The organism is Hymenobacter rigui (genome assembly GCF_003944715.1).
Lineage (GTDB): Bacteria > Bacteroidota > Bacteroidia > Cytophagales > Hymenobacteraceae > Hymenobacter > Hymenobacter rigui.
Genome location: NZ_RWIT01000004.1, coordinates 321,353 through 336,900, shown reverse-complemented (window position 1 = coordinate 336,900; position 15,548 = coordinate 321,353). Strand labels below are relative to the sequence as shown.

Below are 15,548 nucleotides of genomic sequence, written 5' to 3'. Positions count from 1 at the left end.
TGAACTGCTATGCCTACCGTTTTACTTTCGCTGGTAACCTGGAATAGCGCCGACACCATTGAGGCCTGCCTGACCTCCGTACTGGCCCAGTCGTACCCTGATTTTGAGGTGTGGGTGGTGGACAATGACTCGCACGATGACACCTGCAGCCGGGTGGCAGCTCTGGCCGCAACCGATGCCCGCCTGAGCTTGCATCAGTTGCCCCGCAACACGGGTTTCTGCGGGGGCCACAACTTTTCGCTGGACCGTACCAACCACGAGCTGGTGCTGCTGGTGAACCCCGATGTGGAAATGGAGCCCGACTACCTGGCGCGGGCCGTGGCTGCTATCCGGCAGCACGAGCAGATTGGCACCGTATGCGGCCTGCTACTGCAAAGCCAGGAAGATGACCCACGCATCGACAGCGCCGGGATGAACGCCCTGCCCGACGGCCGCTTCGGCCTGCGCCTGCACGGTCAGCGCCTGAGCGAGGCCGGTCCACTGTCTGCCACCTACGTAGATGGTGCCGATGGTGCATTACCCCTGTTCCGGCGGCGGTTCATTGACGACCTGCGGGTGCAGGGTGAGTTTTTTGACTCCCGTTTTTTTGCCCACAAGGAGGACTGGGACATTGCCTGGCGCGGCCACCTGTACGGGTGGAAAACCCTGTTTGAGCCCGCCTGCCGGGCCCTGCATCCCCGGCAGTTTCTGCCCGCCAACCTGCGCCTGCGCCGCCGCCTCAGTGGCGCTATCCGCACGGATGCCGTGAAGAACCAGTGGCTGCTGCTGCTGAAGAACACCACGGCCCGCCAGGCACCGGGGCTGTTGCTGCGGGCCATTCCCCGCCAACTGGCTATTCTGGGCTATGCGGCCCTGGCCGAGCGGGAATCGTTGCAGGCGGTGCGCTACCTGTGGCAACACTGGCGGGAAATAAAAGCCACCCGGCAGCTGGTGCAGCTGCGCGCCCACCAGCCCTGGCTACCGGTTGCAACACCAGGGGCCGCTCCCCTACTCAGCATCTGTGTACCCACGTACCACCGGCCAGAGCTGCTGGCCCGCACCTTACGCTCACTTGGCCCACTGCCCGCAGAGGTGGAAGTCATCATTTCCGACAACTCCACTGACAACGACTTCAGCCAGAAGGTCTGCGCACACGTGCTGCAGGATCAGCCGGCAACCCAATGGCGCTACTTCCGCAACCCCGCCGGCGGCAGTGCCGCCACCAACTGGGTAGCCTGCGTGGAAAGAGCCCGGGGGCAGTACATTCTGATGCTGCACGACGACGACTACCTGCTGCCGGGGGGGCTGCTCACGATGCTGCATACCCTGCGCCGTGTACGGCAGCAGCAGCACGCTGTATTATTTGGCGTGAGTGTGGTTGATAGTGGCCGCCAGGAGCTGCAGCGGCAAGTGCCCCGACAGGAGAAATACCTGCCGCCAGCAGCGGCCGTGGAAGCCCTGCTCACCGATTCCTCCCTGATCCGGATACCAGCGCTGGTAGTGAGCCGCGAGGCGTACCTGAAAACCGGCGGGCCCGACCCCAGCCAGCGTGATACCGACGATACCGACTTGTGGCTGCGGGTATTCGCCTATGGGGGCGTACTCCAGGTGCCAGCTGTAACGGCCGCTTACTCCGTGCACGATGGTGCCCTGACTACGGGAGTTTTTCAGGAACAGAACATTCAGCTGTTGCTGCGCATTTTCCAGAAGGCCCGTACTCAAAATCTGCTGCCCGAAACCCGTCTGCGCCGAGCGGAGTCTCACTTTTTTCACCAGTTTGTGCTGGCCGGGGCCTACCGCGCCCTGCGGCATCAGGATGCCTCCGGAGCACGCAAGGTGCTCCAGTTGCTCAGATTGCCTGCCCTGCGCCACTTGCCGGTTTCCCTGCGGTGGCTTCCTGTACAGTGGGGCCTGCGCCTGCTGACCCTCATCAAATGGAGCCCCCCAACACCACCTAGGTTAGTTTCCTGGCTCCGAACCAGCTTATAGGCGTATGGTCAGGTAACCTGGCATAGCAACAGTTCCTTTCTCTATACCGGTCCCGGGAATGAATATAGCCCGGCCGCCCCTTCTGCTTTGCCAGCAGAAAGAGGCGGCCGGGCTACCCGTTATGACCAATGTAGTGGTGGCATTAGTTGTAGCGCCGGTACACAATTTTGAGCGGACGGCCAGCCAGGTAGTTTTCCACCCCTTCATCCAGAGCTCGGCGGTAGATGGCCAGCACCTCAAACAGGCTGTCGATGGTTTGGTCGATAATGTCGTCGGTCATGGAATAGTTTGTTACAAAGGACGGGCACAGGATACCGCGGCGAGTGGTTTCCTGCAGAAACAGGGCCCGCATTGCCTGGGAGGGCAGCCCATCCTGGCCACGCGTGGCGTAGGTGAGGCAGCAGGGCTTCCCCAGCAGCTCCACGTAGGGCTGCAGGTCATATTGCACCACGGCCTGCCGGAAACCAACCGCCAGCCGCTCTCCCAAATCATACAGCTTTTCTACGACAGGCTCTTCCTGATAGATCTGCATGACGGCCCGAGCGGCGGCCAGTGCATGAGTTTCGGCCCCGTACGTGGTTGAAAGTAGAAACACCCGCTCGTGCGGATGATAGATGCCGCCCCGCTCCATCAGTTCGCGGCGCCCTGTGAGGGCTGCCAGGCTGAACCCATTAGCAATGGCTTTGCCGAAGGTAGATAAGTCGGGCTGAATGCCATGCCGATACTGGGCTCCTCGGTTATCCCACCGGAAGCCAGTAATTATTTCATCAAAAATTAGCACAACGCCCTCCCGGCGACACAGCGCCTGTACGCCGGCTAGGTAGCCGGGGGCTGGCTCCTGATCCTTTTCCACCTCCATAATCACGCAGGCTACCCGGCCCGCATGGGCAGCCAGCAGGTTTTCCAGCCCTGGCAGGTCGTTGTAGCGGAATTTCAGGCTCAGGGACTTGGTAGCCTCCGGAATGCCGCCCTGCACGGGCGTAGTACCCATAAACCAGTCATCTACCGAGAAAAATGGATGATCCTGGCACAGCGCCACTAAGTCGCGGCCGGTGTAGGCCCGGGCCAGCTTGATGGCGGCGCTGGTTACATCGGAACCGTTTTTGGCAAATTTCACCATTTCTCCGGCTTGGGTGCAGGCCAGAAATTCTTCGGCTACTTCCAGTTCCAGCAGGGCCGGCCGCCCAAAATTAGTACCCATCTCCATCTGTTGTTGGGCAGCCTTCACTACCGGCGCATAGGCGTGGCCCAGTGTAACGGAGCGCAACCCGGCATTAAATTCCACGAACTGATTGCCATCCACATCCCATACGTGGGTCCCTTTGCCCCGCACAATATAAGGTGCCATAAACTCCGGGAACTGGTCGTCACCTTTGGCATAGGTATGGCCCCCACCCGGAATTATCTCATTAAATCGGCTCTTGAGCAGGTTGGCTCGGGTAAAACTGCGGGGCTGATCCGCAAATGAGAAAGTTGGAGAAAGGGGAGCGGGAGCGGATTGGTGCAGCATATCAGAAGGGCTCCGACTGGAGCGTTTGAGGTAGGTAGGTAGCCGATTCAAGTGGAGTGCCTGCTTCGTACTCTGCAATCAGTGCTGGCGGAAGCCGGCAAAGGTCGGCGAGCCGATAATAATCTGCCAGAGTAGTTCCGGTGCAGGCGGAGTCGTAGTTGGGAGCCCCACAGTGGGCCTGCAGATCATCCAGATTCACCGTTCGGAAATCAATGCTGAAACGGGTTTTGCCGGTATGGTTTGGCACAGTGGAGTGCATCTGGGCAGCTGAAAAGACCGTAATGCCTCCCACTGGAGAAATTACCCGTACCTGCGGATCGAGGCGCAGGGCCTGCACCGGCTGCGGCCGCTGCCGCCGGTCGGGTACGCCGGGATTCTGAGCAAGGCGGGCGCCTTCATTGTACCACTCGTGGCAGTTGTAGCCTTCCGAGCCGTTAGGAATAGCTTGCGCCCAGTACTCCGGATGAAAGGCCATCGTATTGCCCGATTCATGCTCATAAATCGGGAACCACCAGTTCACCTGGCACAAAGGTCCGGAGAACCACGTGTCGCGGTGCGCTTCAAACGAATAGGCAATACCCCGACTCAGAAACTGATTGCTGGTGGCCGTGCGCATGCGGGGCACATCGAAATAGGTTTTCTCCGGGTCGCACCCCATTTCCAGTAAGATGGCCTGTACCAGCTGCTTGGAGCGCGCATGGTTGATAAAAGCCGGCTTGAAGCTATTGAGCAGGCACTCGTACTCAGGAGCCGTGAGCTGATGCTGGGCCGTCACAGGGTCCAACTCACCGAAGGCTTCCTCGATCATGAGGCGGGCAAACTCCACCAGCGCCAACGAAGCGGGCCCCGGAGGATACACGCAGATCTGGCCATCAAATAGCCGTTTCCGGCGCTCATCATCGGAAAGAGCAGGATTAATGAAGAGGGTGTTCATACAGCAGACAATTGAGGGGATGAAGCATAGTTTGTCAGGGCAATGGCTGCAGCAGCCCCACGCCTTCCAGCGCCACGGCCGCTTTGTGGAGCAGCGGCACGGGCAGCGCGGCCTGCTCGGCAATGGAAAGTAGACTGTGCTGCCCATCGGAGAGATTCAGCACCCAGAGCAGCGCCATCTGCCAGTCGGCACCTTCCTGCCCGCCGCCAACGCCCTTGTATAGCCCCCGGCGGCCTAATTGTGGCTCGCCGTAAGGGCTGAGGTTGCGGTAGGTGCGGTTGCCTTCCAGGGCCAGGCACAGGGTTTCCACCAGGATCAGGCTTTCGGCCAGCTGCTCGGGGGTTACAAAGGCTAGGTTATCGGCGGAAGTGTGGTACTCCGGAAACTCCCCAAACGGAGTGCGCGACAAGCAGCCCACCGGTAAATTGAAGCCCGGGGAGCAATACTGGCGCTCATCGTACCCATACGGTAGCCAGGGGCGCACCACGTGGGGCACCTTCGCATCGCGCAGTAGCAGGGCCATGGCCCGGTCGACCTCGGCGGTGGCGCGGCGGCTTTGTTTGTAGGTGAACTCCCCACTCCCGCCCAGCAGCGTGAGCACCAGCCCGTGCCGGATAAGGCCCACGGTATCCAGGTGGCGGCTAAGCCATACAATGGACCCAATGGTACCGGGTCCGAACACAAACCGGTACGTGAAGCGCCGGGGCCGGCGGGCCAGCTCACGGGCCAGAAACGTAGCCACCACCAACCCGGAAAGGTTATCATTAGCCAGCGACGGGTGACAGCAATGACAGGAAATCAGCACCTCTTCTTCGGAGGTTCCCGTCAGCACCAGTTCCCCATAGGTGAGGGAGCCGTGCTCATCCAGGGTGCTGTCGATGCATACTTCGTAGTAGTCATCCTGAAGCTGCTCACGCTGCTGATGAGTGAGGCAGAACCCCCAGTTGGGCTGGTAATAGCTGGTGCGGTACGGAATCAGGTCGGGCTGCTCGGGCATGGAAAACAGATGGTGCTCCAGCTCCTCGCGCGAAAACCACCCTTGCACCGGCGTACTATACTGCAGCACGTGCAGGGTGTGCTGCCGGAAATCAATGACCCGCTCTCCGGCCGCATTCTTCACCCACGCGTCCCGGATGTTCCACTCGGCCGGCACCGTCCAGTCGAGGGCCGGGGTACCGCTGGGCACTTCATGCACCCGCAGTTCCGGCAGATACTCGCGCAGAATGGCCAGCGTTTCGCGCACGCCATTACCAGTGATGCTGCGGCAAATAGGATACAGCCGCTCCATGAGCGTGTGCATAGCTGTGCCGGGTGTAGGGGCGGCTACCGGAACGGGCGTATCAGGGAAAACAGCAGCAGACATGATGGATGTGGCGTTGATAAACCGGTCATTTTCAATCAGGAACCCGGTGCACTGCCCAGCAGCAGCTTACGCAGATGGAATGCCTCGGCGTAGCGGGTGGCACACTGGATACCGCGCAGGCGGGGCAGCGCCCGGAAGGTTTCCTCATCGTACCAGTGCTTGCCGGCCTGACTCGGAAACCCCTCCCGCAACAACGCCAGCTTCTGGTGCAGCACCTCGGCAGACAAGGCTACGAAAGCCGCCGGGTTGCCCAGGTCGCCGTCGTATTTGGGTATCTCGTATTCCAGAATGAAGTGGCTGCGAAAAGTATTCCAGGTAAGCTCCGACACCAGGCGGTGGTCCTGGTGCAAATCGTGCTGGTAATGGGTCAGGATAAGATTTGGCGTGAAGGCCTTCAGCTGTTCAAACTCTGCTTTCAGGGCTGGCCGCTCCGAGAGCAGTGAGCCATCCGGAAAGCGGTGGATGCGGATGCTGACGGCCCCGGCCGGCGCGGCCTGCAGAAACAGCCGGGCACTGGCTTCAGCTTCCCGGGCTCGCTCATCGGTAGCGGCCCACACCACCCAGTGCACGGCCTCCACGCGCCCTTCCTGTAGCCACTGCAAAATGGTGCCACCGGCCCCAATCTCAATATCGTCGCAGTGGGCCCCCAGGCAGAGCAGGCGCAGGCCAGCCGAGGGGGTTACGCTGAGCATGCGGCCGAATGCGCTACGGCGGCAGCGGGCACACGCAGGCGCTGCACGGGCGCGGCAGTTTCCCGCCACACTTCCCAGGGTGCATTGCCCCGCGCGCTCAACTCGTCCAGCTGCTGCTTATCCTTGAACGTATCCATGGCCGCCCAGAAACCCGCGTGCCGGTGGGCCTGCAGGCGGCCCTCAGCAATCAGGCGCTGGAAGGGCTGCTCAACCAGTTCTTCGCCCTCACCCAGATACTCGAATATCTCGGAGCGAAACGCAAAGTAGCCGGCATTGATCCACAGGCCCGATTTGGCAATGGGACTGATGTACTCCACCTGATTTTCCTGGCCCAGCGCCACCACATGGAAGCTGTGCGGCGGCTGATAAGCCATGAAGCTGCCCACGGCTCTGGTTGCCTCAAAATTGGCGAGCTGCTGGTTCAGATCCAGGTCGGTGAGGCCATCGGCGTAGTTGGCCAGAAACATTTCCTCGCCCTCCAGAAACGGCTGCACAGCCCGCAGCCGCTGGCCTACGTTGCTGTGCAGGCCGGTATCCACGAACGTGATGTTCCAGTCATCAATATCGGAGCTGAGCAGCTCCACCTGCCGGCCCCCTTTTGAGTAGACAAAGTCGTTCGATAGGCATTCGTTGTAATTCATGAAATACTGCTTCACCATGTCGGCTTTGTAGCCCAGGCACAGGATGAAGTCTTTGTGCCCGAAGTGAGCGTAGTACCGCATGATATGCCACAACATAGGTCGGTAGCCAAGTGGCACCATCGGTTTGGGGGTGTTTTCCGAGAATTCCCGCAGGCGCATCCCCTGCCCGCCGCAGAACAGAACAACTTTCATGATTGGTTGGGAAAGAATGAGAGGCGAAACCGGCCGGAAGGTCGTACTATCCCGGACCAGGTGCTGCTCCCGGTCCGGAGCTATTGGCAAACGCTTATTCGTACACCTGCACTTCCGGGATAGGTACCACGAAGCGGCCGCCCCAGTCCCGGATATCCTGCATCTGCTCCATTATCTCCTCGCGCAGGTTCCAGGGCAGAATCAGCACGTAATCGGGCCGGGTTTGCCGGATCCGGTCGGGGTGGCAGATGGGAATGCGCGTGCCGGGCAGGAAATTGCCCTGCTTGTGAGGGCTTACATCCACGGTGTACTCAATAAAATCGGTCCGGATGCCGCAGTAGTTCAGCAGCGTATTGCCTTTGCCGGGAGCTCCGTAGCCGACCACCGTTTTGCCGGCGCGCTTGGCCTCAATGAGGAATTCCAGGAGCTTGCGCTTGGTTTCCTTGGCATTTTCCTCGAAGTCGGCGTAGTAGGCCAGGTCGGTTACGCCGGCAGCCAGCTCCCGCTCCCGCAGCTCGCGCACGCGGCAGCTGACGGGGTGTGTGTCATCGGGGGTGTGGCGGGCGAAGATGCGCAGGGAGCCGCCGTGGGTCGGCAGCTCTTCCACATCAAACAGCGTGAGGCCATGATGCGCAAAAATGCGCTCCACGGTGTAGAACGACAGGTAGCTGAAATGCTCGTGGTAGATGGTGTCAAACTGGTTGCCTTCCATCAGGCGCAGCAGGTGCGGAAACTCCATGGTAATCACCCCCGTCGGCTTGAGCAGGATGCGCATACCAGCCACAAAATCATTGATATCGGGCACGTGGGCCAGCACGTTGTTGCCCAGCAGCAGGTCGGCCTGCCCGCTCAGCTCGGCCACGTAACGGGCCGTTTCGCGCCCAAAAAACCGCACCAGGGTGTTAATGCCTTTGGCCTGAGCATAGCCGGCCACGTTGGCGGCCGGCTCAATGCCTAGCACCGGAATTTCCTTCTCCAGAAAATACTGCAGCAGGTAGCCGTCGTTGGAGGCCACTTCCACCACCAGACTATCCTTGGTCAGGCCGAACCGCTCAGTGGCCATATCGGTGTAGCGGCGGGCGTGGCGCAGCCAGGAGGCGGAGTAGGACGAGAAGTAGGCGTAGTCATTCTGGAAGATTTCCGCTGAAGTCACAAACTCATCCAGCTGCACCAGAAAGCACTCCCGGCACACGCGGGCGTGCAAAGGATAAAAGGCTTCGGCCCGGTTGAACTCATGCGGCCGCACATGGTCCTGGCACAACGGCGAGGTACCCAGGTTCACAAACGTGAAGTCGAGGGGAGTTCCGCAGAATCGGCAGGGGCTGGCGGGCGGTTCTACCGGCTGGCGCTGCACCTCGGCGGTATCAGCAGTCAAATCAGGTTGCACGCTGATTTCAGCCAGTGCAGCAGCGGGCGAGAACGAGGACAACTGTTCCATAGCCATGTGTGAGAGAAAATTGTTGGAACGACTAATCTGGTAACCCTTAAAAAAATCAGAGCACTACCCGGGTAGCGGCATGCGCGGCAGCCGGCACGGCGGCCCGGAAATAGTCTTCCTGTTCGCGGCGCAGCTGATCAATCAGGCGGCCTTCGGGCAGTAATACATCATCGTAGGTCAGCACCTGGTCCTGGGGCACGTCGTGGAGCAGAATGCAGCCTTCGGCCACTCCAATGGGCAGCAGGTTTTCGAGGCGGGTCGTGTCGGCGTTTTCGGCCAGGCCGTAGGTGTGGTAGTGCCCGATGCCATCCAGCACCTGGCCGGCGTGCAGCGGTACTTTGGCGGCGGTTACCACCTCCACGCACATGGGGCCGGCCGGGGCCAGCGCGGCATCCTGAAACAGCACGGCCCGGGCTACGGTAGTGGGCGTTTCGAAGTGGCACAGGTGGTAGGGCGTGTAGAAGCAGTACAACGGGCCGGGGCCCAGCTTGTAGAGCTTAAGGTAGTGCTGCTGCACGGGGTCATCAATAGTACCCAGCACAAACACGCCCGGCCCCGGCTCGGCCCCCACTACATAGTCGACGATGCCTGGGCCGCCGCTCAGCAGCAACTCCTGCGGGTACCATTCGGCGGCTTTGGTGATGGGCGTACCGGGCTCCACGGTGGGGCCCAGCATCCCGCGCCGGGCCACCTGCATGCCCAGGGCATTGGCAATTACGGCCTGCTCGAAGCTGATTTTGCTGCCATCGGCGAAGCTGGTGACCATGCTGGGATTCTGCCCCCACTGCCGGGCAAAGCCCTCCTGCGTGGTGGGGTTACGGTAGGGGTCGTGCAGGCCTTTGATGTTGCCGCACAGCACCGGCTTCACGCCCAGTCCCTTCACAAAACGGGCCAGGTTCAGCGTCACGCCCGGCTGGTCGCCATCGGCCACGGTGTACACTACTCCGGCTCGGTCGGCGTACACTTTCAGGATGGGGCCCACGGTACCGTCCAGCTCGGCATTCAGCAGCACAATGTGCTTCCCGTGCTTGATGGCTTCCAGCACCACGTGCGCCCCGTGCTCCACGGCGCCGGTTACCTCAATAATTGCATCGATACCGGCCGCGCGGCTCAGCAGCAGCGCATCATCGGTAATAGCGTAGCGGCCCTGCTCCAGGCAGGTTTCCAGCTGGGCGGCGGTGCCTACTTCCACCACGTCGGCCACGCCGGCTTCGGCATAAATGGCACGGGCTTTTTCGGGGGTGCGGTTGGCAATGGCTACCAACTCCATCCCGGGCACGTAGCAACAGATCTGACGGGCTACCCCCCGGGCCATAAAGCCCGCTCCAATCATACCTACCCGAATGGGCCGGCCTTCGCGCTGGCGTTTCTGTAGCGCCGTATCAATGATGAGCATGAGCTTCAGAAGTTAAAAGTTGAGTTATCGGAGCTGCGCAGCAGCATTGTTGAAGAAACCTGGGCCCCACACTGCTTCGTTTTTCCAAGGAAGCCACCCGGGTTGGTCAGCCGCCTACCTCAACCGGTACATTCAGGTAGAAGTCCGGGTGATGCTGGTCCTTATCCGATATCAGCGTGGGCACAATAGGCCACTGGATACCAATGGTGGGGTCGTTCCAGCGCAGGCCCCGCTCGTGGCCGGGGGCATACTTGGCCGACACTTGGTAGCAGACGTCGGTATTATCCTGCAGTGTGAGGAAGCCATGGGCAAACCGGCCGGGTACAAACAGCATCCGGAACGAATCGGCCGTTAGTTCCACGCCCAGCCACTGCCCGTACGTAGGTGACTCTTCCCGCAAATCCACGATGACATCGTAGATAGCGCCCCGGGTGCAGCGGACCAGCTTGGTTTCCTCGTGGGGCGGCAGCTGGAAGTGCATGCCGCGCAGCGTACCCCGGCGCGGATTGGAGGACACGTTAGCCTGCAAAGGCGGCATCAGAATACCGTGGGCCGCAAATTCATCTTCGCACCAGGAGCGGGCGAAGAATCCTCGCTCATCCGCCATGCGGTCAACATCGATGATGTAAGCGCCGGCCAGTTCGGTTTCGGTAAAAATCATAATGGTAAGCGGTTGGAGTGGTCGAACGGTGGAATCAGGGGCAGAGGGAATAAATCAGAGCAGCGCGGGCACGGGTGCAGCAACTGGCCGTGTGCCGACGGCACGCACCCAGTTCAGGTCGTCGCCCAGCTCATGGGAGTCGCGCAGGGCCGTAAGTACCCGCAGGCGCATCAGCTCTGAGGAGCGGAAGGCGGCATCCCGGAAGTTCATTCCCAGCAGTCCGTCGCGCAGTTCCACAATGGCATCGGCCAAGGTCCGGCGGGGCTGGTGCAGGGGGGCCAGCTCCTGGTACAAGCTAAAATCAACGCGGTACGAGCGTTTGTCTGGCGGTGCGTCCGTATTGAGCGTCACGCGGGTTCCCGGCAGGGCCTCCGCCACGGCATAGGCCAGGTCACGTACCTGGTAGTTCCACTGGTCGGAGCCGGTATTTACGGCCAGGAACGTACCGCCTACTTCCGCCGGCCGGCCAATGGCCCACTCAATAGCGCGGGCCATATCCTGCACGTGAATGAGGGGCCGCCAGGGCGTTCCGTCACTCAGAATGCTGATTTCGCCGGCGGCTACGGCCCCGGCCACAAAGTCGTTTACCACCAAATCCAGCCGCAGCCGGTCGCTCCAGCCGCAGGCCGTGGCAAAGCGCAGGCAGGTAATAACAAAGCTGTCGTCGGCCAGAGGGCGCAGGTCCTGCTCACTCATCACTTTGGAGCGGGCGTAGGCCGTGAGGGGGTTGAGCTGGGAGCTTTCGGTTTTGGCACCCTCGCCCCCCGCTCCGTACATGCTGCACGACGAGGCAAACACGAAGCTGCTCACACCGGCGGCTTTAGCCTGGCGGGCCAGTTCAATGTTGGCGCGGTAGTTTACGTCCAGCGTGGCCTGCTCATAGGTCTGGCCCATGGGGTCGTTGCTAATGGCGGCCAGGCTCACTACTGCATCAATACCCTGCAGCAGCCCTTCAGGCAGGTGGCGCACGTCCCCGAAAATCTGGCGGTCCAGGCGCGACTCGGGCAGCCGCGCGGCCCCGGTGAGGCAGTGCGCAAAGTAGCCCATGTCGTAGCCAATCAGCTCGGCCTGCGGAAACTGCTGGCGCAGGTGGCGCACTACGCCGGGCCCCACGTAGCCCATGTTACCCGTAATAAGAATGCGTTGCATACGGTGAAAGGTGAAGTAGTGAAGTGGTGTAATGGTGAGTGGCTTGTGAGTGGCGTGAGCGGCCAGCGGGGTGTATATGGGGCTTCCTAAGCGGCAAACGCACCAGTTCACCACTTCACAAATTCACCTCCTAGTCGGCGGGCATGATGGTGGGGGCAGCTACGCGCTCCGAAGGGGGCGCTACCAGCGGTGAGGCCAGTATTTCGGCCAGCACGGGGTCAGGCTCCATGGGTTCGGGGGTGTTATCCCACACTTTCCACTTGGCGCGGCCCTGCTGCCACATTTCTTCCAGCATGTTCTTATCCCGAAGGGTATCCATGGGCTGCCAGAAGCCGGTGTGGCGGAAAGCGGCCAGCCGGCCCTCGGCGGCCAGGCGCTCCAGCGGGGCCTTTTCCCACACGGTATCATCGTCGGTGATGTAGTTGAGCACTTCCGGCTCCAGCACGAAGAAGCCACCGTTGATCCAGGGCGTTTCGCCGCCCTCGGGCTTTTCGGTAAAGCTGCTCACGCGGCTGTTGGAATCGGAGAGGTTAAATACCCCGAAGCGCCCGGGCTGGCGTACGGCCGTGAGGGTGGCCAAAGCGCCCTGCTGGCGGTGGTAGCGCACGGCGGCCCGGATGTCCACGTCGCCCACGCCGTCACCGTAGGTCAGGCAGAACGGCTCGCCGGGCGTCAGGTAGTCGCGTACCCGGCGCAGCCGGCCGCCGGTCATGGTTTCCTGGCCGGTATCCACCAGCGTCACGGTCCAGGGCTCGGCGTGGTTGCGGTGGATCTGCATCTCGTTGCGGTCCATCCGGAACGTCACGTCTGAGTTATGCAGGAAGTAATCGGAGAAATACTGCTTGATCATGTGCCCCTTGTAGCCGCAGCACACCACAAAGTCGCGGATGCCGTGGTGGGCGTAGATCTTCATGATGTGCCACAGAATGGGCTTACCCCCTATTTCCACCATGGGTTTAGGCCGAACGCCACTTTCCTCGCTGATCCGGGTGCCGTAGCCGCCCGCCAGAATTACTGCTTTCATAGGGGTCAGAAGTTGAGAGATATTACATCAGGAGAGAAGACAGTCAGAGAGGCTCAAAACGTGTTTTAGCACGGCGTACACGTTGAGCTAAAGTTTCTGAAATATAGAACAAATTATAATCTTGTCAATATTTTTTATTACTATTTTTTACAACCAGTAAAATCAAGATTCTTATTATCCTGTAAAAACACGCACATAGTAGGGCAGCCATTTACTGGTCGCCTCTGGCACTTGTACTATAATGGGTGGGGAAGTGAAAAACAGCCTATATGGCCGTACGGGCAGCTGGCCGCCCGGCCAGTTGGGCTATTATGCGGCGGCTGAGCAGGTACACAAACCGGGTATTGGTGACGAGGTAGCGGCGCCACAGCCGGCGCGGCTCCAGCCACAGCCGGTAGGCCCATTCCAGCCACAGGCGGCGGGCCCACACGGGCAGCCGGCTTTCCAGACCAGCATACACCGGAAATGCCTGCCCGACTCCCAGCATACACGCTTTGATATGGCCGCGGTGGGCGGCCATCCACCGCTCCTGGCGGGGACAGCCCAGGGCCACAAACAGCAAATCGGGGTCGGCGGCGTTGATGGCGGCTACCTGGGCGGCATCTTCTTCCGGAGTCAGCGGCCGGAAGGGCGGTGAGCAGGTGCCGGCAATGCGCAGCGTGGGCAGTTCGCGCCGGGCCCGGGCCACCATGGCCGCCAGCACATCTTCCGTAGTTCCGTAGAAGTACACCGACTGACCACTGGCCGCTGCGCCTTCCAGCAGGGCCGGCAGCAAATCCATCCCGGCCACGCGGGGCTGCGGGGTACCGGCCGAATTCAGCCAGCGGACAGCGGCGGCTACCGGGCTGCCATCGGGGGCTACCAGGGCCGCCTCGTCCAGAATCCGGCGAAAACCGGCATCCCGCTGCGCCTCCACCACCATGTGCACATTGGCAAAGCACACGTACGCCGAGGTGCGCTGGGCTCCCAGCGCCAGAATAGTGGTTACGAACTCAGCCGGAGTACCAGTGGAAATCCAGGAGTCCAGCACGGGTAGTTTTGGCAGCATCGGTGAGATGGTGAAGTGGTGGATTTTTGAAATGAAGGCGGGCTATTCGTGTCAACTGAGCAGGCGCAACGGCAAACTCACCATTTCACCACCTCATTATTTCACCACTAGTAGGCATTCTTTTCACCGCGCAGCATATTCCACACGGTCAGCCCGATAATCTTCATATCCAGCCCGAACGACCAGTTCTCCACATATTTCAGGTCGTATTCCACCCGCTTTTCCATGGTGCCGGCTTCGCGGGTTTCACCCCGGTATCCGTTTACCTGCGCGTAGCCGGTAATGCCGGGTGTTACGGCGTGGCGCATCTGGTAAGTGCGAATGTGCTTGCTGTACTCTTCCAGTTGCGAAATCATATTGGGGCGCGGCCCTACCACCGACATATGCCCCAGCAGCACATTGAAAAACTGGGGCAACTCGTCCAGGTTGTACTTGCGCAGGTACTGCCCCACCCGGGTAATGCGCGAGTCGCCTTTGGTGGCCTGCAGTTCCGTCTGGCCGTGGTTGGTGCGCATGGTGCGCAGCTTATAGCACGGAAACAACTGGTTGCGCTTGCCGGGCCGCATCTGCTTGAAGAACACCGGCCCCGGCGAATCGAGCTTAATCAGGATAGCCAGCAGCGTCAGAACCACCGGGAATATCAGGATAATAACGGCCAGGGAAAAGATAACATCGAATACCCGTTTCACGGCCATGTTGGCCCGGATGCCCAGGGGCTCGTGCCGGATAGTGAGAATAGGCAGATGGTCGTAGAAATATACGTTCACGTCTTTTCGGACAGTGCCGCGGAAATCAGGTACAATTCGGAATGACAGGAAATGGTCGTCGGCAAAGCGCGACAGGTCTTCAATCAGTTGCCGCCGGTCCAGGGGCATGGCGAAGTATATTTCATCAATCTGCTCGTGTAGGCAGTAGTTTTTCAGCTCGGCCAGGCGGCCGTGTACCAGTGGCCTGAGTTCCGTAGGCAGCGTGGCGGGTGTATCCGTGAAGAAACCCATGAACTGGTTGGCAATGGGGTCGTGCGACTCCAGGAAGCGGTACAGCTCCTGGCCGCTGGGGCCGGCTCCTACTATCACAAAGCGGCTGTGCGGCCGGGCCAGGTGCTTGTGGTAGGTGCGGTACAGGAAAGTTATCAGGAAGCGCCCGGCCACCACCGTCGTTACCGAGAAGGTATAGACGGAGAATAGATATTCAGCCGGCGGCCAATACAGTTTCAGCAGCAGGATAGCCAGCAATACCACCCCGGCGTGCAGCACAAACGTGCGAATCAGGTATAGCAGCTTCTCAGGGTAGGTAATCAGCCGGTCGGTGCGGTAAAGGTTGGCAAACTGCCCGGACAGAATCCACCAGAGCAACGCGAAAATGGCATAGAAGAACGGGTAGTATCCCCCGAAATGCCAGCTACCCAGCTGCTGGAAACCCGCCAGCCGGAAAGCGCCGAAAATAAGCAGCACATCTACCAGGGGCAGAATGATGCGGGATGTGTCAGTGTAGTGCCGGTAACGTTCCATGTGGCAGGAAGTGAGGTGTGC

Annotated in this window: 13 protein-coding genes; 1 reads left to right on the top strand and 12 read right to left on the bottom strand. The window is 60.5% G+C overall.

All coding sequences use genetic code 11. The features are described from left to right. Positions 1-9: 9 nt before the first annotated feature. Complete coding sequence (locus EI291_RS10515) at positions 10-1,968, top strand: glycosyltransferase family 2 protein (protein WP_125419771.1); 1,959 nt, start codon at positions 10-12, stop codon at positions 1,966-1,968. A gap of 142 nt (positions 1,969-2,110) precedes the next feature. On the opposite strand, the gene EI291_RS10510 is transcribed toward EI291_RS10515, so the two are convergent. From EI291_RS10510 to EI291_RS10455, 12 genes are all read right to left on the bottom strand, one after another. Continuing rightward, positions 2,111-3,478, bottom strand: coding sequence for a glutamate-1-semialdehyde 2,1-aminomutase (locus EI291_RS10510; RefSeq protein ID WP_125419770.1), 1,368 nt, complete (start codon positions 3,476-3,478; stop codon positions 2,111-2,113). A 1-nt stretch (position 3,479) separates the two neighbouring features. Continuing rightward, positions 3,480-4,412, bottom strand: a complete 933-nt coding sequence (locus EI291_RS10505) for a hypothetical protein (protein WP_125419769.1) — start codon at positions 4,410-4,412, stop codon at positions 3,480-3,482. A gap of 34 nt (positions 4,413-4,446) precedes the next feature. Continuing rightward, positions 4,447-5,775 (bottom strand): DUF4910 domain-containing protein, encoded by a 1,329-nt coding sequence (locus EI291_RS10500; protein ID WP_205701590.1) that lies wholly within the window; start codon positions 5,773-5,775, stop codon positions 4,447-4,449. 35 nt (positions 5,776-5,810) lie between these two features. Further along, the gene (locus EI291_RS10495) at positions 5,811-6,467 is read right to left on the bottom strand and encodes a PIG-L deacetylase family protein (protein WP_125419768.1); all 657 of its coding nucleotides are present in this window, start codon (positions 6,465-6,467) and stop codon (positions 5,811-5,813) included. Continuing rightward, positions 6,455-7,300, bottom strand: a complete 846-nt coding sequence (locus EI291_RS10490; protein ID WP_125419767.1) for a sugar phosphate nucleotidyltransferase — start codon at positions 7,298-7,300, stop codon at positions 6,455-6,457. The genes EI291_RS10495 and EI291_RS10490 overlap by 13 nt, the downstream gene beginning before the upstream one ends. Positions 7,301-7,394: 94 nt before the next feature. Continuing rightward, positions 7,395-8,738: a class I SAM-dependent methyltransferase gene (locus EI291_RS10485; RefSeq protein ID WP_125419766.1), complete on the bottom strand. Its 1,344-nt coding sequence runs from the start codon at positions 8,736-8,738 to the stop codon at positions 7,395-7,397. A gap of 55 nt (positions 8,739-8,793) precedes the next feature. Continuing rightward, complete coding sequence (locus tag EI291_RS10480) at positions 8,794-10,134, bottom strand: NAD(P)H-dependent oxidoreductase (RefSeq protein WP_125419765.1); 1,341 nt, start codon at positions 10,132-10,134, stop codon at positions 8,794-8,796. Between the two features lie 106 nt (positions 10,135-10,240). Further along, on the bottom strand, positions 10,241-10,795 hold the full coding sequence (gene rfbC, locus EI291_RS10475; protein WP_125419764.1) for a dTDP-4-dehydrorhamnose 3,5-epimerase: 555 nt from the start codon (positions 10,793-10,795) through the stop codon (positions 10,241-10,243). A 54-nt stretch (positions 10,796-10,849) separates the two neighbouring features. Next, on the bottom strand, positions 10,850-11,944 hold the full coding sequence (locus EI291_RS10470; protein ID WP_125419763.1) for an NAD-dependent epimerase/dehydratase family protein: 1,095 nt from the start codon (positions 11,942-11,944) through the stop codon (positions 10,850-10,852). A 130-nt stretch (positions 11,945-12,074) separates the two neighbouring features. Continuing rightward, entirely contained in the window at positions 12,075-12,968 is an 894-nt protein-coding gene (gene rfbF / locus EI291_RS10465) for a glucose-1-phosphate cytidylyltransferase (RefSeq protein WP_125419762.1), read from the bottom strand. Between the two features lie 265 nt (positions 12,969-13,233). After that, positions 13,234-14,016: a WecB/TagA/CpsF family glycosyltransferase gene (locus EI291_RS10460; protein WP_125419761.1), complete on the bottom strand. Its 783-nt coding sequence runs from the start codon at positions 14,014-14,016 to the stop codon at positions 13,234-13,236. Between the two features lie 107 nt (positions 14,017-14,123). Further along, a complete protein-coding gene (locus tag EI291_RS10455; RefSeq protein WP_125419760.1) occupies positions 14,124-15,527 on the bottom strand; it encodes an undecaprenyl-phosphate glucose phosphotransferase in 1,404 nt (467 codons plus the stop codon). Positions 15,528-15,548 lie beyond the last annotated feature (21 nt).